This window comes from Antarcticimicrobium sediminis, from assembly GCF_004348975.1.
GTDB lineage: Bacteria > Pseudomonadota > Alphaproteobacteria > Rhodobacterales > Rhodobacteraceae > Antarcticimicrobium > Antarcticimicrobium sediminis.
The window spans coordinates 231,609-253,445 of sequence record NZ_SMFP01000004.1 but is presented as its reverse complement, the minus strand read 5'-3'; the positions used below and the strand labels follow the sequence as shown (position 1 = coordinate 253,445).

General features: G+C 63.4%; 20 protein-coding genes. 5 read left to right on the top strand and 15 right to left on the bottom strand.

The window, feature by feature from the left end:
* Positions 1-10 precede the first annotated feature (10 nt).
* The 5 genes from E1B25_RS08605 to phnC form a co-directional block, all read right to left on the bottom strand.
* Positions 11-625 carry a DapH/DapD/GlmU-related protein gene (locus E1B25_RS08605; protein ID WP_132828402.1) on the bottom strand — a complete coding sequence of 205 codons (615 nt, stop codon included), beginning with the start codon at positions 623-625 and terminating at the stop codon, positions 11-13.
* A gap of 158 nt (positions 626-783) precedes the next feature.
* A complete protein-coding gene (gene phnE / locus E1B25_RS08600) occupies positions 784-2,154 on the bottom strand; it encodes a phosphonate ABC transporter, permease protein PhnE (protein WP_132828401.1) in 1,371 nt (456 codons plus the stop codon).
* Between the two features lie 3 nt (positions 2,155-2,157).
* A complete protein-coding gene (phnE, locus tag E1B25_RS08595) occupies positions 2,158-3,033 on the bottom strand; it encodes a phosphonate ABC transporter, permease protein PhnE (RefSeq protein WP_132828399.1) in 876 nt (291 codons plus the stop codon).
* An 88-nt stretch (positions 3,034-3,121) separates the two neighbouring features.
* The gene (phnD, locus tag E1B25_RS08590; protein WP_132828397.1) at positions 3,122-4,024 is read right to left on the bottom strand and encodes a phosphonate ABC transporter substrate-binding protein; all 903 of its coding nucleotides are present in this window, start codon (positions 4,022-4,024) and stop codon (positions 3,122-3,124) included.
* A 60-nt stretch (positions 4,025-4,084) separates the two neighbouring features.
* Positions 4,085-4,909 carry a phosphonate ABC transporter ATP-binding protein gene (gene phnC / locus E1B25_RS08585; RefSeq protein ID WP_132828396.1) on the bottom strand — a complete coding sequence of 275 codons (825 nt, stop codon included), beginning with the start codon at positions 4,907-4,909 and terminating at the stop codon, positions 4,085-4,087.
* A 168-nt stretch (positions 4,910-5,077) separates the two neighbouring features.
* On the opposite strand from phnC, the gene rpe reads away from it, so the two are divergent.
* Positions 5,078-5,770, top strand: coding sequence for a ribulose-phosphate 3-epimerase (gene rpe / locus E1B25_RS08580; protein WP_132828394.1), 693 nt, complete (start codon positions 5,078-5,080; stop codon positions 5,768-5,770).
* 109 nt (positions 5,771-5,879) lie between these two features.
* On the opposite strand, the gene E1B25_RS08575 is transcribed toward rpe, so the two are convergent.
* The 8 genes from E1B25_RS08575 to E1B25_RS08540 all read right to left on the bottom strand — a co-directional run bounded on the left by E1B25_RS08575 (position 5,880) and on the right by E1B25_RS08540 (position 13,906).
* Complete coding sequence (locus tag E1B25_RS08575; RefSeq protein ID WP_132828393.1) at positions 5,880-6,653, bottom strand: oxepin-CoA hydrolase, alternative type; 774 nt, start codon at positions 6,651-6,653, stop codon at positions 5,880-5,882.
* A 23-nt stretch (positions 6,654-6,676) separates the two neighbouring features.
* Positions 6,677-7,096 carry a PaaI family thioesterase gene (locus E1B25_RS08570; RefSeq protein ID WP_245510654.1) on the bottom strand — a complete coding sequence of 140 codons (420 nt, stop codon included), beginning with the start codon at positions 7,094-7,096 and terminating at the stop codon, positions 6,677-6,679.
* On the bottom strand, positions 7,077-8,210 hold the full coding sequence (locus E1B25_RS08565; protein WP_132828391.1) for an acyl-CoA dehydrogenase family protein: 1,134 nt from the start codon (positions 8,208-8,210) through the stop codon (positions 7,077-7,079). Before E1B25_RS08565 ends, E1B25_RS08570 begins: the two co-directional genes overlap by 20 nt.
* Positions 8,211-8,214: 4 nt before the next feature.
* The gene (locus E1B25_RS08560; protein WP_132828390.1) at positions 8,215-9,405 is read right to left on the bottom strand and encodes an acyl-CoA dehydrogenase family protein; all 1,191 of its coding nucleotides are present in this window, start codon (positions 9,403-9,405) and stop codon (positions 8,215-8,217) included.
* Positions 9,406-9,430: 25 nt separating this feature from the next.
* On the bottom strand, positions 9,431-10,606 hold the full coding sequence (locus E1B25_RS08555) for an acetyl-CoA C-acyltransferase (protein WP_132828389.1): 1,176 nt from the start codon (positions 10,604-10,606) through the stop codon (positions 9,431-9,433).
* The gene (locus tag E1B25_RS08550) at positions 10,606-12,699 is read right to left on the bottom strand and encodes an FAD-dependent oxidoreductase (protein ID WP_132828387.1); all 2,094 of its coding nucleotides are present in this window, start codon (positions 12,697-12,699) and stop codon (positions 10,606-10,608) included. Before E1B25_RS08550 ends, E1B25_RS08555 begins: the two co-directional genes overlap by 1 nt.
* A 289-nt stretch (positions 12,700-12,988) precedes the next feature.
* The gene (locus E1B25_RS08545; RefSeq protein ID WP_132828385.1) at positions 12,989-13,351 is read right to left on the bottom strand and encodes a hypothetical protein; all 363 of its coding nucleotides are present in this window, start codon (positions 13,349-13,351) and stop codon (positions 12,989-12,991) included.
* Between the two features lie 15 nt (positions 13,352-13,366).
* Positions 13,367-13,906: a winged helix DNA-binding protein gene (locus E1B25_RS08540; RefSeq protein ID WP_245510653.1), complete on the bottom strand. Its 540-nt coding sequence runs from the start codon at positions 13,904-13,906 to the stop codon at positions 13,367-13,369.
* Between the two features lie 121 nt (positions 13,907-14,027).
* Between E1B25_RS08540 and E1B25_RS08535 the strand changes: the two genes are divergently transcribed.
* Both E1B25_RS08535 and E1B25_RS08530 read left to right on the top strand, forming a co-directional pair.
* Complete coding sequence (locus E1B25_RS08535; protein WP_132828383.1) at positions 14,028-15,119, top strand: LLM class flavin-dependent oxidoreductase; 1,092 nt, start codon at positions 14,028-14,030, stop codon at positions 15,117-15,119.
* Complete coding sequence (locus E1B25_RS08530; RefSeq protein ID WP_245510652.1) at positions 15,116-15,625, top strand: flavin reductase family protein; 510 nt, start codon at positions 15,116-15,118, stop codon at positions 15,623-15,625. Before E1B25_RS08535 ends, E1B25_RS08530 begins: the two co-directional genes overlap by 4 nt.
* 251 nt (positions 15,626-15,876) lie before the next feature.
* On the opposite strand, the gene E1B25_RS08525 is transcribed toward E1B25_RS08530, so the two are convergent.
* On the bottom strand, positions 15,877-16,425 hold the full coding sequence (locus E1B25_RS08525; RefSeq protein WP_132828381.1) for a cupin domain-containing protein: 549 nt from the start codon (positions 16,423-16,425) through the stop codon (positions 15,877-15,879).
* A 185-nt stretch (positions 16,426-16,610) separates the two neighbouring features.
* Here E1B25_RS08525 and E1B25_RS08520 point away from each other — a divergent pair, with 185 nt between their 5' ends.
* Together E1B25_RS08520 and E1B25_RS08515 are read left to right on the top strand one after the other, a co-directional pair.
* Positions 16,611-17,888, top strand: a complete 1,278-nt coding sequence (locus E1B25_RS08520) for a 4-aminobutyrate--2-oxoglutarate transaminase (RefSeq protein WP_132828379.1) — start codon at positions 16,611-16,613, stop codon at positions 17,886-17,888.
* A gap of 2 nt (positions 17,889-17,890) precedes the next feature.
* Positions 17,891-19,372 (top strand): NAD-dependent succinate-semialdehyde dehydrogenase, encoded by a 1,482-nt coding sequence (locus tag E1B25_RS08515; protein ID WP_132828377.1) that lies wholly within the window; start codon positions 17,891-17,893, stop codon positions 19,370-19,372.
* 209 nt (positions 19,373-19,581) lie between these two features.
* Here E1B25_RS08515 and katG read toward each other — a convergent pair whose 3' ends face one another.
* The gene (katG, locus tag E1B25_RS08510) at positions 19,582-21,777 is read right to left on the bottom strand and encodes a catalase/peroxidase HPI (protein ID WP_132828376.1); all 2,196 of its coding nucleotides are present in this window, start codon (positions 21,775-21,777) and stop codon (positions 19,582-19,584) included.
* Between the last annotated feature and the right edge of the window lie 60 nt (positions 21,778-21,837).

Genomic DNA, 21,837 nt, shown 5'->3' with positions numbered 1-21,837 from the left:
GCCGCGCGATTTATTCGTATTTTTCCAAAAACGCCTCGGCGCTGAGACTGCGGAAATCGGGCAGCGCGGCGCGCAGACGGGCATGGTCCCAGTCCCACCAGCCCAACGCGATCAGCCGCGCGGCGATCTCGGGCGGCTGGCGCAGGCGCATCGGCTTCGCAGGCATCCCGGCCACGATGGTATAGGGGGCCACATCGCGGGTCACCACCGCGCCCGAGGCCACCACGGCCCCGTCGCCTACCGTCACCTCGGGCTTGATGATGCAGTTGTGGCCCAGCCAGGTGTCATGCCCGATCAAAGCCCGGCGCGACGCGCGATGCTCGAAAAATTCCGGGTCCAACGCGACATCATCCCAATAGTCCGACGACCGATAAAGAAAGTGATGCAGGCTGGCCGTGTCCAGCGGATGATCGGTCGGCCCGATCCTTGTGTAGCTGGCGATATTGGCAAACTTGCCGATGGTCGCATTGGCGATATCGCTGGCCCGGTCAGTATAGGAATAATCCCCGAACGTCGAATTCTGTACCCGGCTGCCGCGCCCCAGCTCGCAATAGGCGCCGAAGCTGGTGTTCACCACTTCGCAATCGGGATGGATAACAGGCTCTGAGGGGCTGAGACGGGGCATGGCAGGATTCCTATACAACTAGACACCCCATACAGGCGCGCCTCACCCTCGGCAATTTTTTTCCCGTGAACATTTTGTAACAACCAAAGCGAAAAAGCAGGGCGCGCGCCCTGCTTCTTCTTGTCTCAAATACTCCCGCCGGAGGCGGACTTTTGCCCTCAGTGCCCGCTCTCGCTGCCAGCTATCAGCTTGCGCCGCAGCCAGCCCGAGAACCAGTCCATCGCCATCACCATCAGGATGATCAGCGCGATGTAATAGGCCACCTCTTCCCAGTCCTTCTGGGTGATGATCGCCTGCGTCAGCAGCAACCCGATGCCGCCGCCTGTAATCGCGCCGATGATGGTCGCCGACCGGGTGTTGGATTCCAGATAATACAGCACCTGGCTAAGCAGTATCGGGGTAATCTGCGGGATCACGCCGAAGCGATAGCGTTGCAACGGTCGCGCCCCGGTCGAGGTGATGCCCTCGATCTGCTTGTTGTCCACGTTCTCCAGTGCCTCGGAGAACATCTTGCCGAAACTGCCGGTATCAGTGAGCAGAATGGCCAGCGATCCGGTCAGCGGGCCGGGGCCAAAGGCGCGCGACAGGATGATCGTCCAGATCAGCCCGTCGACCCCGCGCACGAAATCGAACAGCCGACGCACCCCGAACCGCACGGTCGCCACCGAGGTAAAGTTTCGCGCCGCGAAGAAGGCCAGCGGCAGGGCAATGATCGCCGCGCCCATGGTGCCCAGAAACGCCATCAGGACGGTTTCAAAAAGCGCCCACAAGACGTCCTTGTGCCGCCACATGGCGTTGTTCCAGACATCATGCACCATCGCGGCAAGGTTGCTCTGGCCCGCGACCACGTGGTCGCCGGACAGGGCCAGCCGCAGCAAGTCATCCGGGGATTTGCCATAGAACGGGCTGTCGAGCGTGAACCAGAACAACTCCCACCCAAAGGAATAGCGAAACACTTCGGTGCGGGCGCGGGTGACGCTGGCGCGCCCGCCCTTGCCCGAGATGGTCACGCGCGACGAACTGGCGCTGATCCAGTCGGGCACCCTGCCATCGGGGGTTTCCAGCGTGATCTTGCGGCCCTCGACCATCGCGGCAACCGTGCCGTACCCCGGCACGATATAGCGCAGCACCGGCCCGTCAATCACGGCGCTTTCCCCGGCTTTCAGGGCAATGCGCGCGGTGTTTTCCCCGCTCATGGTCACGAATTCCGGGGTCATACCCTTGGGATAGGTGCCCTTGTTCTCGCCCTCGATCGCGATGCTCAGACCGCCGCGGCGATTGTCATGGGTGATGTGGGTCTTGTGGCTGTAGCTATCGGCGACTAGCACCGCGGCATTGTCCATGCGCGCCCGCCCGAGCAACCCGGGAACGTCGAAGGCGAAGAAAAGATAGATGAAATAGGTCAGGATCACCAGCGGCACCGAAATGGCGATCACACGCTTACGCGCGATCAGCGCGGTGGCCGCGTCCTTTTGCACGGACAGGGTGGGTCGGTCGGACAGGGCCGGGATATCTGCAATCGCGGTCATGGATCAGACCTTTCCGACAAGTTTGTTGCGAAAGTGGCCCGACAGCTGGTCAAAGAACACGATGGTCAGGAACAGCAGGATAAAGATCGCGGCCACCGCGTCATAGCGGCCCTGCCCCCAACTAAAGGCGTTCTTGAGATCATAGCCGATGCCGCCCGCCCCGACGAAACCAAGGATGGCCGAGGCGCGGATGTTGATCTCGAAACGCAGCAGGGCATAGCTCAACCAGTTCGGCGCCACCTGCGGCACCACGCCCAGCAACATGCGCTGGGTCCAACTCGCCCCGACCGAGGCCAGCCCCTCGACCGGTTTCATCGAGGCGTTTTCGTTAACCTCGGAAAACAGCTTGCCCAGCGCGCCAGTGGTGTGGAACGCAATCGCGATCATCGCGGGCACCGGCCCACCGCCCAGCACAAAGATCAGCACCAAGGCGATCACGATCTCGGGCACCGCGCGCGAAATGTCCATCAACCGGCGAAACAGCGGGATCAGCCGCGGGAACCGGGCCAGCCCCCGGGTGGAAAGCAGAGACAGAACGATGGCCAGTAGCGCCCCGACCAACGTTGAGGCCGCCGCGATGTTTACCGTCTCGATCAGCGACGGGAAGAACTTGAGCATCAGCGCCGGCAGCAGAGCGGCCTTTTCGACCGCCTCGGACACCACCTCGCCGGGGAAGATGAAGATATTCAGGATGCCATCCCAGAACCCACCCGCGTTGCGGCTGTCGGCCAGCATGAAGCCCGACGTCATCAGCGCGACGAAGACAAGCAGGACAATCCCGCCGTACATCTGCTTGGTCCGAGTCATCGCCGCATAGGCGTCGCGCACCTCGCGCAGCCTCGGGCTCTCTGTGTCGCGACCAAGCGCGGTATCCGTCATGTGGCCTGCTCCTGAATGGGCAATCTGGGTCAGCGCAAGAAAAAGTGGCCGGTCCCAGACGGGGCCGGCCAAAGATGCAACGCGGGGCTTACATCTTGGATTTGCGCGCCGCGATGATCGAGAGATAGTCCTCATGCGCGATCGGCTGGAAGCCAAGGGCCTCGCCCGCCATGAAGTTATAGGCGCACTCGGGGTCCATATAGGGCAGCGAGGCGGTCAGGGTCGTGATGTCGATCTTGACGCGCTCGGGCAGCGATTTGCGCAGCACGACCGGGCCTTCGGGGATCGGTTTGGATTTCCAGATCTCGACCAGATCGTTCATGTCGACCAGACCGGCATCCGAGGCCTTGCGCAGCGCGCCGGAGTTATAGCCATCTTCCCATGCGCCCATGCCATCGGCCCAGGTCACGCCGGCGTCAACGTCGCCATTGTTGACCGCAACGATGGTCTGCTCATGGCCGCCGGTGAACTTCACTTCGCCAAAATAGTCGCCCGATTCCATCGACGCGCCGGTGGTTTCCGGGATTTCGATCGACGGGATCAGGTAGCCCGAGGTCGAGTTGGGATCACCGAAGCCGAACAGCTTGCCCTTCATATCCTCCAGCGAGGTGATGCCGCTGTCCTTGCGGGCAAAACCGATCGAGTGATAGGCGTAAGAGCCGTCCAGATTGGTCTTGACCATGATCGGCTCGACCGCGTCGGGGTTGGTCAGATAGGTCTTGGCATAGCCAGATGCGCCTAGCCACGCCATGTCGATGGTGCCGCCCAGCAGGCCCTGGATCACACCGTCATAATCGGCCGGGGTGAACAGCTTGACCGGAACGCCCAGCAGCTCTTCGGCCTTGGCGCGGTAGCATTCGTTCGAGGTCATGCGGTCCTGTGCGTTTTCACCGCCCAGAAGGCCGATGCGGAATTCGGTGATCCCTTCTTCGGCCAGAACCGGGGCGTTCAGCGCGGTGGTCGCCACGATGGCGGCAAGCAGTTTCTTCATTGGTCTCTCTCCAGATTACAGAACCCGGCCCCCATCGGCCCGGGCGAGGAAATTCGCAGGTCAGATCATCGCTTCGGCGTCACGCGTCACATCGCGCGCCGGGGCGGCGAGGGCGGCGATCTCGGTCGAGGTCGCGGCCTCGGAAAAGCTGGCGTCGGCGCCGTAAATCTCGCGCGCTACCCCGGTGGTCAGCTGTTCGGGCAAGCCGTCGAACACGATGCGCCCGTCGCGCATACCGACCACCCGGTCGCAATAGCGCCGCGCCGTATCCAGCGTGTGCAGGTTGCAGATGACGGTGCGCCCGTCTTCCTTGTGGATGCGGTGCAGCGCCTCCATCACGGTCTGGGCGTTCATCGGATCAAGGCTGGCAATCGGTTCATCCGCCAGAATGATCTTTGGGTCCTGCATCAGGGCGCGGGCGATGGCGACACGCTGTTGTTGACCGCCTGACAGGGCCTCGGCCCGTTTCGGCGCGTGTTCGGCGATGCCGAGCCGGTCAAGGATGTCGATCGCCCGGTGGATGTCCTCCAGCGGGAACAGGTTGAACAGGGTGACCAAGGTCGAGCGGCGGTTCAGCGTGCCGTGCAACACGTTGGACACCACGTCCATGCGCGGCACCAGATTGAACTGCTGAAAGATCATCGCGCAGTCGGATTGCCAGCCGCGCCGGGCCTTGCCGGTCAGCTTGGTGACATCGCGGCCCTCGAACAGGATCTGCCCGTCCGAGGCATCGGCCAAACGGTTGATCATCCGCAATAGAGTCGATTTTCCGGCCCCCGAGCGCCCGATGATGCCGATCATTCCAGGCTTGTCGATATGCAGCGTCGCGGTATCCACCGCGGTGTTCTCGCCGAACCGTTTGGTCAGTTTCTCGATACGCAGCACGGGCCACCCCTTGTTCTGTCGGGGTTTGACCTAGCGGCGCTGTTCAAAAGCTTTGTGTCAGCGTGGTGAATGTTTCGTGACGCCCGGATCATGCCCGACCGTCAATTCCCCCTACCCTCCGGCGGTGCGGGCACATATATGCAGAGCAGGCCAAGCGGAGATATACCGATGAGTTTCGACCGAACGCTGAAGATCGCCCCGTCGATCCTGTCTGCCGATTTCGCTGATTTCGGGCGCGAGATCCGCGCGATCGAGGATCAGGGCGCGGATTGGGTGCATGTAGACGTGATGGATGGCCATTTCGTGCCCAACCTCACCTTTGGCCCGCCCGCCGTCAAAGCCTTCCGCCCGCATGTGAAAACAGTGATGGACGTGCACCTGATGATCGCGCCGGTGGACCCTTTTATCGCCGCCTATGCCGAGGCGGGCGCCGATGTGATCACCGCCCATTTCGAGGCCGGGCCGCATCCGCACCGCACGTTGCAGGCGATCCGTGCCGCGGGCTGCAAGGCCGGGCTGGCCTTGAACCCCGGCACGCCGGCGGCTTCCGTCGAGTACCTGCTCGACATGGTGGATCTGGTCTGCGTGATGACGGTGAACCCCGGCTTTGGCGGACAGAAATTCATCCATTCCCAGGTCGACAAGATCAAGCAGCTACGCCGGATGATCGGCACCCGCCCCGTGCATATCGAGATCGACGGCGGTGTCGATCCGACCACTGCGCCGCTGGTGGCCGATGCGGGCGCCGATGTGCTGGTGGCCGGGTCCGCCGTGTTCAAGGGCGGCTCGGTCGACACGCCGCAGGTCTATGGCCAGAATATCCGCGCCATCCGCGAGGCGGGGCAAGGCGTTTATATCTGAGGGCTGAAAGCGCCTGGATCAAAATGCCCTCCTTCGGCGTTTGCTCCGGGCAGCGCCCTTTGTTCTGGTTGGCCGCCATCGCCACGATGCGCCAGCTAGCCCTTTGCGCTCACGACCAATCCGGCCTGCGCTTTTCCAGAAACGCCGAGATCCCCTCGGCCGCCTCGGCGCTGCCGGTGGCGCGCGCCATCGCATCGCCTTCGCGGTCCAGCTGATCGGCCTCGGGGCCATCATAGGCCGCGGCCACCAGCCCCCGGATCACCCCCTGCGTATCGCGCGGACCGCGCGCCAAGGCATCGGCCAGATCCTGCGCGCCAGCTTCGGCTTCGCCCGGCGCGCGCAACAAGTTCACCGCCCCCAGCGCCGCCATGCGTCCTGCCCCCACGGGACGGCCCAACAGGCACATCTCCATCGCCAGCGGGCGCGGCAGGCAGCGCGCCAGTGATGCGGTGAGCCCGCCGTCGGGCACCAGCCCAGCCTTGACATAGGCGGCGGTGAACTGCGCGTCCTCGGCGGCGACGATCAGATCGCAGGCCAGAGCGATGGACAGCCCCGCCCCCGCCGCGCCGCCCTCGATCGCCGCGATCACCGGCACCGGACAAGCGCGGATCGCGCGGATACGGTCATGCAGGTTTTCGATCTGGGCGCGACGGTCACTCTCGGCCATGCCCTGCCGTTCGATCAACACGTTAAGATCGCCGCCAGCGCAAAAGAATCCCCCCTCAGAGGTCAAGATCACCGCGCGAATACGCGGCTGCGCCGCCTGCTCGACCGCCGCGATGATGGCCTTGTAGAGGTCGGGCGACAGCGCGCCGCGCCGGGCGGCATTCATGTTGACCACGACCAGCCTGTCGCCTTGATCCTCGATGCGTGCGGTTGGCATTGCGATCCCTCCCGGATATTGCGCTATCGTGCCCGATAGACGCCGGTGCCGGTGGCAACCAACCGCTCGTCGGCATCAAACAGCGCCCCTTCGATGAACAGGGTGCGCTTGCCACCGCCGGTGACCCGGCCAATCGCCATCACCCGACCCTGCCCGCAGGGGGCAAGAAATTGGGTGGTGAACGACAGGCTCATCATCTGCGGCAATGTCGCAGGGTCCAGATACAGCGATCCGCTATAGCCACAGGCACTGTCCAGCAGCATCGCCTGAATGCCACCATGCAGCACCCCGTGGCGGTTCGAATGGCGGTCATCGACATCGAGATAAAGCCGCGCGCGCCCATCCGGCTGGCGCACATCCACGGTCCAGCCGATCAGGTTTTGCGCGCCGGTCTCACCATGGATGAGACCGGCGGCGTCGATTTCAGGCGGCGCTGAGGGCAATGAAACGCTCCAGATGATAATCGGTATCGCCAAAGCGGTGATCCGTCATCACGATCCGCTTGGCGATATGGGCGAGTTCGTATTCCTGCGTCATGGCGATGCCGCCATGCATCTGGATCGATTCCTCTGCCACCAGTCGCGCCGACCGCCCGATCAGGTTGCGGGCCGCCGCGATCTGCAGATCGCGCTGTTGCGCGTCGCGCTCCAGATGCCCAGCGGCGTTGATCACGGCAGAGCGGGCCTGCTCCAGCTCGATCAGCATATCGGAATAGCGGTGCTGCAAGGCCTGAAACGTCCCGATGGGCCGGCCGAACTGTTGCCGCGTCATCAGGTAGCTGCGGGTCAGCTCGGTCGCGGTTTCCATCGCGCCCAAGGCTTCTGCCGCCAACGCCACATTGGCCGCCGCGACCGCAGCCGCAATGGCCGGATAGGCCGCGCCCGCAGCGCCAAGGCGGGTCGAGGACGGCAGGTGCAGATCGTCGAACGAGACCTCGGCCGCGCGGCCACCCGCGAACAGCGGATAGCCCCGAAGCGTCAGCCCGGCGCTATCGGCCGGAACCAGAAACAGCGAAATCCCGTCGACGTCATCCGCCGCGCCGCTTTCGCGCGCCGACACGATCAGATAACCGGCGGCCTCGGCATTGGCGACAACGGCCTTGCGCCCGTTCAGTACAATGTCGTCGCCATTTTGTACGGCGGTGGCCTGAACCCGGCTGAGGTCATAGCGGCTGGTCGGCTCACCATGGGCAAAAGCCAGATGCAGGGTGCCGCCGATCACATCGCCCAACAGCGCCTGCTGCGCGTCATCGCCCAGCGCGGCGATCAGGCGACCGCCAAGAATGGCGCTGTCCAACATCGGCTCGACCACGCCGGCGCGGCCCAGTTCCTCGAACACCGTGGTGATGTCGAAACCGGCACCGCCGAAACCGCCCTGCGCCTCGGTGAAAAGGGCGCCGATCACGCCCAGATCTGCCAGACCGGTCCAGATCGCGCCGCTCATTCCGGTCTCGGACTCGAGGATCTCGTTGCGCACCTTGGTGGTGTATTTGTCCGCCAGATAGCGCCGCAGGCTGTCCTGCAGCATCTGGCGTTCATCGGTCAAATTGAAATCCATGCCCTCAGCCCCCCATTTTGACCTTGGCGATGATCCCGCGCTGGATCTCGTTCGAGCCGCCAAAGATCGACAATTTACGGTTGTTGAAATACTGCGCCGATTGCGGCCCGGCATAGTCGGGGCCGACCGGATCATTGTTGCCTTCCAGCGTTTCCGACGGGAAGGGCATCGCATAGGGGCCCACCGCGCGGCGGGTGAGATCGTTGATCTCTTGCCGGATGATGGTGCCCTTGACCTTGAGCATGGAGCTTTCCACCCCCGGCGCGGCCCCGCCAGCCGCTTGGCTGATGATGCGCAGGTTGGTGGTGGCCATCGCCATCAGGTCAATCTCGACCTTGGCGAGACGGGCGGCGAAATGCGGGTTTTCGATCAGCGGGCGACCGCCCGACATCTCGATCCGCGCAATCCGCTTGAGCGTATCGAGCCCTGCGCGGGAAAACCCGACACCGGCGATATTGGTCCGCTCGTGCGTCAGCAGATACTTGGCATAGGTCCAGCCCTTGTTCTCTTCGCCCACAAGGTTTTCGACCGGCACCTTCACATCCTTGAAGAACACCTCGTTGACCTCGGGGGTGCCGTCCAAAAGGATGATCGGGCGCACCTCGATGCCCGGCGTGTCCATGTCGATCAGCAAGAAGGAGATCCCCGCCTGCTGTTTGACGTCGGGGTCGGTGCGCACAAGGCAAAAGATCATGTTGGCGTGCTGACCCAGCGTGGTCCATGTCTTTTGCCCGTTGACGATATAGTGATCGCCCTCGCGCACGGCCCGGGTTTTCAGGCTGGCGAGATCCGAGCCAGCGCCGGGTTCCGAATAGCCCTGACACCACCAGTCGTCGCCATTGAGGATGCGCGGAAGGTAATGATCCTGCTGCGCCTTGGATCCGAATTTCTGCAGCACCGGCGCCAGCATCGACAGGCCAAAGGGCACGATGCGCGGGGCGTCGGCCATGGCGGCCTCTTCCTCGAAGATGTGCCGCTGCACCGCGTTCCATGCGGCGCCGCCGAATTCCTTGGGCCAGTTCTGGGCGAACCAGCCCCGCGCGTTCAGAATCGCGTGCCAGCGTTCGATGTCGGCCTTGCCCAGTTCTGCCCCGGAGCGGACCTTGTCCGACAGCTCCTTGGGCAGCTCGTCGCGGAGAAAGCTGCGCACCTCGTCACGAAATGCCAACTCCTCAGGGGAATAGCTCAGATCCATGGATCTCTCCTCCTTCTCAGATCGATCAGTAGATCTCGAACAGGCCAGCCGCGCCCATGCCGCCGCCGATGCACATGGTCACAACACCCAGCTTGGCGCCGCGCCGTTTGCCTTCGCGCATGATGTGGCCGACCTGACGACCGCCGGTCATGCCAAACGGGTGGCCGATCGCGATAGAGCCGCCGTTGACGTTGCATTTCTCGTCGTCGATGCCCAACCGGGTACGGCAATACAGCGCCTGAGAGGCAAAGGCTTCGTTCAGCTCCCAGATGTCGATATCGTCGATCTTGAGACCGTGACGCTCCAGCAGACGCGGCACGGCAAAGACCGGACCAATGCCCATTTCATCCGGTTCGCAGCCGGCCACGGCAAAGCCCTTGAACGCGCCAAGCGGTTCGATCCCGCGCTTTTCGGCCTGCTGGCTGTCCATCACCACCACGGCCGCCGCGCCATCCGACAGTTGGCTGGCATTGCCGGCGGTGACGAAATTACCCTCGCCGCGCACCGGTTGCAGGCTTGCCAGCCCCTCCAGCGTGGTCTGCGGCCGGTTGCATTCATCGCGGTCGACCAGAACCTCTTTCATCGAGATTTCGCCGGTTTCCTTGTCCTTGACCGCCATCGTCACGGTCATCGGCACGATTTCATCGTCGAAATAGCCCGCCTGTTGTGCTGCGGCGATCCGCTGCTGGCTGCGCAAGCCGTATTCGTCCTGTGCTTCGCGGCTGATGCCATAGCGTTTGGCAACGATATCGGCGGTTTCGATCATGGTCATATAGACCGCCGGTTTATGCTCCATCAGCCAAGGATCGGGCGCGTGGCGCAATTTGGGTTGCACCATCGAGATGCTTTCCACGCCGCCCGCAACCATCGGGCCAGCGCCTTCGCAGGTGATCGCATTGGCGGCCATCGCGATGGTCTGCAGCCCGGAGGAGCAGAACCGGTTCACGGTCACGCCCGAGGCGGTGATCGGAAGCCCGGCGCGCAGGGCGATCTGGCGGGCGATGTTGCTGCCGGTCTCTGCTTCGGGGGTGCCGCAGCCCATCATGCAATCTTCGATTTCGCCGCCTTCAAGCCCGGCGCGTTCGACCGCGGCTTGCACCGCGTGGCCGCCCATGGTGGCGCCGTGGGTGGCGTTGAACGATCCCCGGAAGGATTTGGCCAGCCCGGTGCGGGCCGCGGATACGATTACAGCTTGTTTCATCACGATGCGTCCTTGTTCAGATCGTCAAAATTGCGTCCCTCAGCGACCAGCTGTTCCAACAGCGGCGCTGGTTCCCAGAAATAGGGATCGTCCTTGGCCCAGGATTTGATGTCGGCCAGCAGCGCCGGCAGCCCCTGCATGTCGGCCCATTTCATCGGACCACCGCGATAGCGCGGGAAGCCATAGCCATAAAGCAGGGTCACATCGACATCGAGCGGCCGCTTGGCGATCCCTTCGCCGACCACCCGCGCGGCCTCGTTGACCATCGACGCCATGTAGCGGCGCAGGATTTCTTCGTCCGTAAACGCGCGCGGCGTGATCCCCTGGGTGGCGCGGTCTGCCTCGATCAGCGGCAGCACCTCGGGGTTGGGCACGCGGGCCTTGGCCCCGGCGGCATAATCGTAATAGCCCTTGCCGGTCTTCTGGCCGAAATTGCCGTCCTCGCACAGCTTGTCGGCATAGGTGAAGTCGCGCGCGCGCGGGTCCATCCCCTCGGCACGCTTGCGCTTGCGCACGGCCCAACCGATATCCAGCCCGGCCAGATCGGCCACCGCATAGGGCCCCATGGCAAAGCCGAATTTCTCCAGCGCCGCGTCGATCTGATAGGGTGAGGCCCCATCAAGGATCATGTAGTCGGCGCAGGTGCGGTATTTGCTCAGGATCCGGTTGCCGATAAAGCCGTCGCAGACACCGGCGCGCACCGAAACCTTGGACATCTTCTTGCCCAGCGCAAAGCCGGTGGCGACCACGTCCAGCGCGGTCTTGTCGGCGACCACGATCTCAAGCAATTTCATCACATGGGCGGGCGAGAAGAAGTGCAGCCCGATCACATCGCCCGGACGTGAAGTGCAGGCGGCGATTTCGTTCACATCCAGATAAGACGTGTTGGAGGCCAGAACCGCACCGGGTTTGCACACCGCATCCAGCTTGGTGAAGACGTCCTTTTTCACGCCCATGTCCTCGAACACCGCTTCGATCACCAGATCGGCGTCCGCCAGCGCGGCATAATCGGTGGCCACGTTCAGCGCGGTCTCGGTCAGGTCGGTGAATTGCGCGGCGCTGATCTTGCCGCGTTTCAGCGCGCCCTGAAGGTTGCCAGCGATGCGGCCCCGGGCGGCTTCGGCGGCCTTGTCGTTCATTTCCAGCAGCGTCACCTTGAGCCCCGACAGCAGCGCCGAGGTGGCAATGCCCGCCCCCATGGTGCCGCCGCCGATGACGCCGATGGCGTTCAGATCGCGCGGCGCCACCCCGTCGAGTTCCGGCAGCTTGCCCACGGCGCGTTCGGAAAAGAACGCATGGATCAGCCCCTCGCGCTGATCGGTGGCCATCAGTTCCATGAACAACTCGCGCTCGCGCTTCATGCCCTCGGCAAAGGGCAGTTCGCTGCTGGCCTGAACACCGCGCACAGCAACCGCCGGGGCAAGCTGGCCGCGCGCCTTTTTCAGCACCGCGTCATAGAGTGCATCGAAATCCACCGGCGCGGGGTTGGGCATTTCGCTGGTGGCGCGGCGCGGTGCAGCGGCGTCGATCAGTTCCTGCGCATAGGCCAGCCCGATTTCGCGCGGGGTGCCCTCGGCGATCTTGTCGATGATGCCCATCTCCAGCGCCTCTTGCGCGCCGACCTGACGGCCCGAGGTGATCACGTCGAGCGATTTGTCGATACCGATCAGGCGCGGCAGGCGCTGGGTGCCGCCAGCACCGGGCATGATGCCGATCAACACCTCGGGCAGGCCCATGCGCGCCTTGGGCACGGCGATGCGGTAATGCGAGCCCAGCGCGATTTCCAGCCCGCCACCCAGCGCGGTGCCGTGCAGCGCCGAAACCACGATCAGCGGCGAGGCCTCGATCCGGGTGCAGACATCGGGCAGGAAGGGTTCGGCGGGCGGCTTGCCGAATTCACGGATATCGGCCCCGGCAAAGAAGGTCCGGCCCTCGCCATAGATCAAAACAGCTTTGGCGCCGTCTTTCTCCGCCCGCTCGATCCCGTCGATCAGCCCTTGGCGAACCGCCAGCCCCAGCGCGTTGACCGGCGGGTTGTTCGCCGCCAATACCGCGATATCGCCAATTTTCTCGTACATGATGGCATCGGACATCCTGCCGTTCCCCTCTCTCTGACCGGCCAGCCCGCAGGGCCAAATGCCGGTGGTGTTCTGTGTCTATCGGACTTCTAGCGGCGAAAGGGGGGCCAGCGCAAACCTGCAAAACGGGACATTGCGTCATTTTCGGGCCCATCGCGGTGCGGCCAGACCTCCCCCGTGTACAATTTCGCCATGCGGAACTGAATTCCGCCATGCCGGCGCAGACTAGGCGTAAGCCGCAAGGAAGATCAAGACCAAAGCCCTTTCACGCAACTATATTGCGGCAGAGAGCCCGGCGCGGAGATCAAAGCAAAGGGGGAGGACCGTTCAGCAGACCGCGCGCCGCAGCCCAGGGACGCGGGATCCAGCCCCTTTCAACCCAGGAGTCAAAGATCGCCAGCGCGGCCTTTGCAAACGCGGCGTCGTTGATATGCGCGGTGATCTGCTCCAGCCTCACGGTGTCGGGGCAACAGCTCACCAACTTGTCACAAAAGGCCTCCAGCGCCGCGCCATCCTGCAGATCGGCACCGCCCTGCCCGGTGATGCAGACGCGCAGGTACGTCAGCTCCTCCTTCATGGTGTCAAAGGGGGGGACGGCCAGCACCGGGCCAAGCACCTCGCGCTGAAACAGCGTCGCGGGCCACCTTGGTGACGATGGTGGGGCCATATAGATGCCGCCCCCTCACCGCCGGTGCGTCGCCGCCACGCGAGCGGTCTCTTCATAGATCCCGGTCAGGATATTCAGCGCCCGGGTCGCCTCGGCCAGTTGTTCGGAAAACCCCGGCAGGCTGTTGATCTTTTCGATCAAAAGCCGCTTGCGCAGCGCCCCATAATTGTCGGTGACCCGACGCCCCTTTTCCGTCGCCTCATAGGTGACGCCGCTGCGTCCGGCCCCCCGCTTCTCGATCAAAGCCGCCGCCACCAGCTTGCGCAGCGAATACTGGATGTTGGGAATGTCATCCCGGTTGGTCAGCCGCGCCAGTTCCTTGACCGATTTGGGCCGCTCGTTCATCCGGATGATGTGCAACAGCGCGTTCTCCGGCCCGCTGGCGGCAAGGTCGCAGACCGAGGCCAGACACTCGGACTGCCAGCGCCCGAATCCCTCGAACGCCCGCATCAGCGCAAATTCCGCCTCTGTCGTGCTGACCTCGGCCGGATCTCCTGACAGGTGCCAGAGAAAGTCCAACTCCTCGTCAGCACTGCCTTTTTTAGATGCATTCACAAGCTTTGCCCTCCGAAACCGGATCTTCCCGCAGGGGGCAGATCAGTGCAACTTCATTTTTGAATAGACTTTCAAAGCTATATTTCACAGTATTTCCGCACCCAACTCGGAGATACATGCAATGACAACTAATTTGATGATGAAAAAACAGGGCTTCAAGCTCGGCACCTTCTCCTCCAACTGCTCTTCCGGCATGACCGTGACCAAGGCGCCCGAACGCTGGCAGAACACCTGGGAGAACAACCTCAAACTCGGCAAGATGCTGGATGCCGCCGGGATCGACTTCATGCTGCCGATCGCGCGCTGGATCGGCTACGGCGGCGAGACCGACTTTCACGGCGGCGTGCTGGAAACCATGACCTGGGCCGCCGGCCTGCTGGCCAATACCGAAAACCTCACCGTTTTCGCCACTATCCACACGGCGGCGAACAACCCGGTCGTGGTCGCCAAACAGATCGCCACCATCGACCAGATCGGCAAGGGCCGCGCGGGGCTGAACGTCGTCGCCGGCTGGAACAAGCCGGAGTACGAGGCGCTGGGCCTGACCCTGCCCGACGATCACGAAACCCGCTATGGCTATGCGCAGGAATGGCTCGACGTGATCCGCAAGCTGTGGGAATCGGAAGACTATTTCGACTGGGATGGCAAGTATTTCAACCTCAAGCACGTGGCGGGCGACCCCAAGCCGTTGAGCGGCACGGTGCCGATCCTGAACGCCGCAGGCTCACCGCAGGGGCGCGACTTTGCCACCGACAACGCCAATTACCTGTTCACCCCGGCAATCGATCTGGAACGCTCGGTCGAAGAGATCAAGGAGCTCAAGCAACAGGCTGCCACCAAAGGCCGCGATGTCGGCGTGCTGACCTTCAGCCACGTGATCTGCCGCGAAACCGAAGCCGAGGCGCGCGCCTATCAGAAATACATCACCGACGACAACGCCGACTGGGAGGCGGTGGACAATCTGGTCGACCTGCAATTCGCCCACGCCCACAGCTTCCCGCATGACCTGCTGGCGCAGATCCGCTACCTGATGGCCCAAGGTCATGGCGGCTTCCCGCTGGTGGGCACGCCGCAGCAGGTGGCCGAGGGTATCATCAAGCTGCATGAAACCGGGTTCGCCGGCACCACGCTGTCCTTCGTGGATTATGTCGAGGAATTCCCCTTCTTCCGCGACAACGTGCTGCCGATCCTGTCCGAGGCCGGCATCCGGTGAACGCGATAACTGCGATCACCGAGCCCGACGCAAAAGACTTCACCAGCGCGATGCGCGCGCTGGTGGGCAATTGCTCGGTGCTGACCGTGGGCGACGACGCGGACCGCACCGGCCTTGTCGTCACCTCGGCGATCTCGCTCTCGGCGGAACCGCCATTGCTGCTGGCCTGCGTCAATCGCGCCTCGTCCAGTTGGCCGATGTTCAACCGCTATCGTCGCTTCGGCTGGTCCTCGCTCGGGGCGCAGCATCAAAAGGTGGCCGAACGCTTCAGCGGCTTTGGCGGGGTCAAGGGACCGGACCGCTACGCGGGGGCCGACTGGACCACCGCCGTGACCGGCGCGCAGCTTCTGGCCGACGCGCCCGCCGCATTCGACTGCGACGTCGAAGAGATGATCGACCGCGGCACCCACTCCATCGTGATCGGTCGCGTCCGCGCGGTGATCACCACCCCGGAGCAGGGCGCGCTGATCTACTGGAACGGCGGCTTCCGCAAGATGGAGGCCTGACCCCTGTAGTCGCCTGACTCGTAAAGTTCGGCAGCGGATTTCCCCGTTGTCGAAACTCCCCCGCCGCCCCCCCACCTCTGTGTCACGGGGACCGGCACCTGACTCCGCCGGGGCTCCCCCGCGCGGAGTCTTTTTTCGCACATGTCGGATCTTGGCCGTCCTGCGGCCAGCTTCCCCCGCCCCCGCTTCTTCTTGGCAAAAATACTCCCGCCGGAGGCCCGCGCCGCAAGGCGCGTTCCCTGCCCGTCGGTTCAGAACGTCGGCGGTGTGCAGGCGCTGACCACCACGCATTTCTCCGGCCCCACCTGCTTGAACCGATGCGGCTTGCGGCTGTCGAAATAATAGGCGTCGCCGGGGCCGAGGATCTTGCGCTGATCCCCCACCGTCACCTCGACACGACCCGAGATCACGATGCCGCCCTCCTCGGCCTCATGGCCATACATCTTGCGCCCGGTATCGGCGCCGATGTCATAGCCCTCCAGCAGGATCATCATCGCCCGGCCATGCAAATTCGCGCCCACCTGTTTGAACGACAGCTTGCCCTTGCCGATCTCCACCAGCTCTTCGGCAGCAAAGAACACGCTTTGTTCCGGATCCGGTTCAAAGGCAAAGAACTCGGACAAGCCGACCGGAATTCCGTCGAGAATCCGCTTCAGCGCGCCGACCGAAGGGTTCACCTTGCCCGCCTCGATCAGCGAAATGGTCGAGTTGGTGACATCGGCTTTTTTCGCCAGTAGCCGCTGCGACAGCCCGGCGCGTTCGCGCAAAGTTCGCAGCCGCCCGCCTATATCAAGGTCCATGTTCTGATCCACCGTGTTGTGTGTGTTGATTATTCAATAACACCGGCCCACTGCGACCAGCAATATCAAGGCAGTACGCCCTGCAAAAAACAGACTATTTTTGCCATCCCGAAACACTCTACGGTCGCTCAAAGCCCGGATTTCGGACTTTCGACTCACCCCCGCTCTTGTTGAAAGGAAACAAGATGTCGAACGCAGACCTGTCCGCCCGTCGTGAAGCCGCCATCGCCCGAGGCGTTGGCGTTCAAACCCAGATCTATGCCGAGCGCGCCAAGAACGCCGAGGTCTGGGACGTTGAAGGCAATCGTTATATCGACTTTGCCGCCGGCATCGCGGTGCTGAACACCGGCCATTGCCACCCCAAGGTGATGGCGGCCGTGACGGAACAGATGGGCCGCTTTACCCATACCTGCCACCAGATCCTGCCCTATGCCCCCTATGTCCGGCTGGCCGAACGGCTGAACGCCCGCGTGCCCGGTGATTTCGACAAGAAAACCGTCTTTGTCACCACCGGTGCCGAGGCGGTCGAGAACGCCATCAAGGTCGCCCGCGTCGCCACCGGACGCCCCGCCGTCATCGCCTTTGGCGGTGGCTTTCACGGCCGCACCTTCATGACGATGAGCCTGACCGGCAAGGTTGCCCCCTACAAGATCGGCTTTGGCCCGATGATGCCGGATGTCTATCACATCCCGTTCCCGGTCGAGTTGCACGGCGACACGGTCGCGGCAACGCTGGAGTCGCTGAACCGGCTGTTCAAGGCCGATCTCGATCCGGCCCGCGTTGCCGCCTTCATCATCGAACCGGTGCAGGGCGAAGGTGGTTTCTATCCCGCCCCCGCCGAGCTGATGCGCGCCCTGCGCAAGATCTGCGACGACAACGGCATCGTGATGATCGCGGACGAGGTGCAGACCGGGTTCGCCCGCAGCGGCACGCTGTTCGCGATGGAGGCCTATGACGTCGCCGCCGACATCACCACCATGGCCAAGGGTCTGGGTGGCGGTCTACCGATCTCGGCCGTGACCGGGCGCGCCGATTTGATGGACGCCGCCATCCCCGGCGGCTTGGGCGGGACCTATGGCGGCAACCCGCTGGGCGTGGCCGCCGGCAATGCCGTGCTCGACGTGATCGAAGAGGAAAACCTCTGTGCCCGCGCCAATGAGCTGGGGGGGCGGTTGCGCCAGCGGCTTGAGGCCATTCGCGCCACCACGCCGCAAATCATCGACGTGCGCGGCCCCGGCATGATGGTCGCGGTGGAGTTCAACACCGCGGACGGCAGCGCGCCGAGCCCCACGTTCACCAACTCCGTCCGGCTGGAGGCGGAAAAACGCGGGCTGATCCTGCTGACCTGTGGCGTCTATGGCAACGTCATCCGCTTCCTCGCACCGCTGACCATTGAGGACGCGGTTTTCGCCGAGGCGCTGGATATCATCGAAGCCTCGATCACAGCCGCGAAGGAAGCATGATGATGGCCGAACAGGCAAAATTCCCGACTGCACGGCCGCTGAAGGACCCCAGCCTGCTGGAGCCCCGCGCCTATGTGAACGGCGTGTGGATCACCAAGGACAAGACCTTTGCGGTGCACGACCCGGCAACCGGGGACTGCATTGCCCATGTGGCAGATCTGGATGCCACAGATGCCGCCGCCGCGATCGACGCCGCCCATGCCGCACAGCCCGGCTGGGCGGCATGGACCGGCAAGGAACGCGCCGCCGTGCTGCGGCGCTGGTTCGATCTGATGGTCGAAAACGCCGACGATCTGGCCACCATCCTATGCGCCGAAATGGGCAAGCCCTGGGCGGAATCCCGCGGCGAGATCCTGTATGGGGCCGCCTTCATCGAATGGTTCGGCGAAGAGGCCAAGCGCATCTATGGCGACGTGATCCCGGGCCACCAGCGCGACAAACGCATCGTGGTGTTGAAGCAGCCCATCGGCGTGGTCGGATCGATCACGCCGTGGAACTTTCCCAATGCGATGATCGCGCGCAAGGTCGCCCCGGCGCTGGCCGCCGGCTGCAGCTTTGTCGCACGGCCCGCCGAGCAGACCCCGCTTTCGGCCACGGCGATGGCGGTGCTGGCCGAACGCGCGGGCGTCCCCGCCGGGGTGTTCAACGTGATCCCCGGCAGCGATGCTGCAGGCGTCGGGCAAGAGCTCTGCGCCAACCCAAAGGTCGCCAAGATCACCTTTACCGGCTCGACCCGCGTGGGGCGCATCCTGATGCAGCAAAGCGCGACGACGATCAAGAAACTGTCGCTGGAACTGGGCGGCAACGCCCCCTTCATCGTGTTCGACGACGCCGATCTGGAGGCTGCTGTCGAAGGCGCGATGATCGCCAAATACCGCAACAACGGCCAGACCTGCGTCTGTGCCAACCGGATCTATGTGCAGGCCGGCGTTTACGACGCCTTTGCCGAAAAGCTGCGCGAAAAGGTCGGCGCGCTGAAACCCGGCAACGGGTTTGACGCAGGGGTGACCACCGGCCCGCTGATCAACGAGGCCGCCGTCGCCAAGGTCGAACGTCATATCGCCGACGCCGTGGAAAAAGGCGCCGAGGTGATCGAAGGCGGCCAGCGGTCGAATCTGGGCGGCACCTTTTTCCGCCCCACGGTGCTGACCGGGGCGAAACCGGGCATGGCCGTGGCCAAGGAAGAAACCTTTGGCCCGCTGGCGCCGCTGTTCCGGTTCGAGGACGAGGCGGATGTGATCGCCATGGCCAATGACACCGAATTCGGGCTCGCCGCCTATTTCTACAGCCGCGACATGGCGCGCGTCTGGCGCGTGGCCGAGCAGTTGGAAACCGGCATGGTCGGCATCAACACCGGCCTGATCTCGACCGAGCTTGCGCCCTTTGGTGGTGTCAAGCAATCGGGGCTGGGCCGCGAGGGGTCAAAATACGGGATCGAGGATTACCTCGAACTGAAATACCTCTGCATGGGCGAAATCGCCTAGGCCAACACCCGGCGGTTGCCTGCCCCTCTCCCCGACAGGCAACCGCCCTTTTTCCGCCACCCCTCACCAACCAAAGACCGCGCGGCAATCATCCGTTTTCGCGGAATTCTTGTCCATTATCACGAATATCCATCTTGCTGCGCATGGAAAAAGCGCGCAGCCAAGGCAACGCGCTTTTCGATGGTTCGATAAAACGGCTTGTGGTCCGATCAGTCCAGATCGAACCGGTCGGCATCCATCACCCGGCTCCAGGCGGCAACAAAGTCCTGCACGAACTTCTCTGCGTTATCGCGCTGGGCATAGACTTCGGACAGCGCCCGCAATTGCGAGTTTGAGCCGAACAGCAGATCCACCCGCGTTCCGGTCCACTTCACCGCGCCGCTTTTGCGATCACGCCCCTCGAACAGCGACGCATCATCCGCAACCGGCGCCCAGTCGGTACCCATATCGGTCATGTTGACGAAAAAGTCGTTGCTCAACACGCCCACACGATCAGTCAGGACCCCATGCGCTGTCCCGCCATGATTGGCGCCCAGCACCCGCAACCCACCGATCAACACAGTCATCTCGGGCGCGGTCAGGCCCAAAAGCTGCGCCCGATCCACCAACAGCTCTTCGACCGGAACGGTGTATTCCGTCTTCAGATAGTTGCGGAACCCATCCGCGACCGGCTCCAGCACGTCAAAGCTGTCCACATCGGTCTGCGCTTGGCTGGCATCGCCGCGCCCGGTGCTGACCGGAACGCTGACATCAAACCCGGCCTCTCTGGCGGCCAGCTCGATTGCCGCCGCGCCACCGATCACGATCAGATCGGCCATCGAGACAGGTTTGCCGCTGCTCTTCTGCACGCCTTCCAGCGTTTCCAGAACCTTGGCCAGTTGCTCAGGCTGGTTGACCGCCCAGTCTTTTTGCGGCGCAAGCCGGATGCGCGCGCCATTGGCACCGCCACGCTTATCCGAGCCGCGAAAGGTCGCGGCCGAGGCCCAAGCCGTCCGCACCAGCTCCGCCACCGTGAGGCCGGTTGCAAGGATCTGGGCCTTGAGGCCGGTCACATCCGCGCCCGACAGCTGCGTTCCCGCCGGGATCGGATCTTGCCAGATCAGCTCCTCGCCCGGCACCTCGGCCCCGAGATAGCGCGTCTTCGGCCCCATATCGCGGTGGGTCAGCTTGAACCACGCGCGGGCAAAGGCATCGGCGAATTCCGCCGGATTGGCATGGAAATGGCGCGAAATCTTTTCATAAGCCGGATCCATGCGCATCGCCATATCGGCGGTCGACATGAAGATCGGCACCCGTTTTGACGGATCCTCGGCATCGGGCGCCATATCCGCCTTTTGAATATCCTTCGGGGTCCAAACCCAAGCCCCGGCCGGGCTTTTCACCAACTTCCAGTCATATTTGAACAGGACGTCGAAATAGCCCATGTCCCATTTGATCGGGTTCGCCGTCCAGGCGCCCTCCAACCCGCTGGTGATGGTGTCGTGCCCCTTGCCGCTGCCATAGCTGCTGAGCCAGCCAAGCCCCATCGCCTCCAGCGGCGCGGCCTCCGGCTCGGGTCCGACATGGGCGGCATCACCCGCGCCGTGCATCTTGCCAAAGGTGTGACCCCCGGCGGTCAGCGCGACGGTCTCGTAATCATCCATCGCCATGCGGGCAAAGGTTTCGCGGATATCGCGGCCCGATTTGATCGGGTCCGGCTCCCCGTCCGGGCCTTCGGGGTTTACATAGATCAGGCCCATCTGCACCGCAGCAAGGGGATTTTCCAGATCGCGCTCGCCAGAATAGCGGCTGTTTGCCTTGTCGCTGGTCGCCAGCCATTCGTCTTCGGCCCCCCAATAGATATCTTCCTCGGGTCCCCAGACATCGGCACGGCCACCGGCAAAGCCAAAGGTGTCAAAGCCCATGGATTCCAACGAGCAGTTGCCGGTAAGGATGATCAGGTCGGCCCATGAAATCGCGTTGCCGTATTTCTGCTTGATTGGCCACAACAAGCGGCGCGCCTTATCAAGATTGCCATTGTCGGGCCAAGAGTTGAGCGGCGCGAACCGCTGCTGCCCGGTGCCAGCACCGCCGCGACCGTCGCCGGTGCGATAGGTGCCCGCGCTGTGCCACGCCATACGAATGAACAGCCCGCCATAGTGGCCATAATCGGCTGGCCACCAGTCCTGACTGTCGGTCATCAGCGCATAGAGATCTTGCTTGAGCGCCTTGAGATCAAGCGCCTTGAACGCTGCGCCATAGTCGAAATCCAGCCCCATCGGATCGGACTCAACCCCGTTCTGATGCAGGATTCGCAGGTTCAGCTGGTTCGGCCACCAGTCGCTGTTCATCCGGGCGCCGAAGGTCGTCGTTGCCCCGTGCATGACCGGGCATTTGCCGCCGGTTCCAGTATCGTTTCCGTCCATCACTCTCTCCCAACATTGCTGTGGTCGCTGAAATTACCGGAGGGCGGCACCGGTCGGATC

Excerpts from the sequence above, each read along its gene's own strand:
- phnD (WP_132828397.1), bottom strand. The coding sequence starts at position 4,024 with ATGAAGAAACTGCTTGCCGCCATCGTGGCGACCACCGCGCTGAACGCC.
- phnE (WP_132828401.1), bottom strand. The coding sequence starts at position 2,154 with ATGACCGCGATTGCAGATATCCCGGCCCTGTCCGACCGACCCACCCTG.
- rpe (WP_132828394.1), top strand. The coding sequence starts at position 5,078 with ATGAGTTTCGACCGAACGCTGAAGATCGCCCCGTCGATCCTGTCTGCC.
- E1B25_RS08545 (WP_132828385.1), bottom strand. The coding sequence starts at position 13,351 with ATGGCCCCACCATCGTCACCAAGGTGGCCCGCGACGCTGTTTCAGCGC.
- E1B25_RS08565 (WP_132828391.1), bottom strand. The coding sequence starts at position 8,210 with ATGGATTTCAATTTGACCGATGAACGCCAGATGCTGCAGGACAGCCTG.
- E1B25_RS08550 (WP_132828387.1), bottom strand. The coding sequence starts at position 12,699 with ATGTCCGATGCCATCATGTACGAGAAAATTGGCGATATCGCGGTATTG.
- E1B25_RS08575 (WP_132828393.1), bottom strand. The coding sequence starts at position 6,653 with ATGCCAACCGCACGCATCGAGGATCAAGGCGACAGGCTGGTCGTGGTC.
- E1B25_RS08520 (WP_132828379.1), top strand. The coding sequence starts at position 16,611 with ATGTCGAACGCAGACCTGTCCGCCCGTCGTGAAGCCGCCATCGCCCGA.
- E1B25_RS08605 (WP_132828402.1), bottom strand. The coding sequence starts at position 625 with ATGCCCCGTCTCAGCCCCTCAGAGCCTGTTATCCATCCCGATTGCGAA.
- E1B25_RS08525 (WP_132828381.1), bottom strand. The coding sequence starts at position 16,425 with ATGGACCTTGATATAGGCGGGCGGCTGCGAACTTTGCGCGAACGCGCC.
- E1B25_RS08515 (WP_132828377.1), top strand. The coding sequence starts at position 17,891 with ATGGCCGAACAGGCAAAATTCCCGACTGCACGGCCGCTGAAGGACCCC.
- E1B25_RS08535 (WP_132828383.1), top strand. The coding sequence starts at position 14,028 with ATGACAACTAATTTGATGATGAAAAAACAGGGCTTCAAGCTCGGCACC.
- E1B25_RS08555 (WP_132828389.1), bottom strand. The coding sequence starts at position 10,606 with ATGAAACAAGCTGTAATCGTATCCGCGGCCCGCACCGGGCTGGCCAAA.
- E1B25_RS08560 (WP_132828390.1), bottom strand. The coding sequence starts at position 9,405 with ATGGATCTGAGCTATTCCCCTGAGGAGTTGGCATTTCGTGACGAGGTG.
- katG (WP_132828376.1), bottom strand. The coding sequence starts at position 21,777 with ATGGACGGAAACGATACTGGAACCGGCGGCAAATGCCCGGTCATGCAC.
- phnE (WP_132828399.1), bottom strand. The coding sequence starts at position 3,033 with ATGACGGATACCGCGCTTGGTCGCGACACAGAGAGCCCGAGGCTGCGC.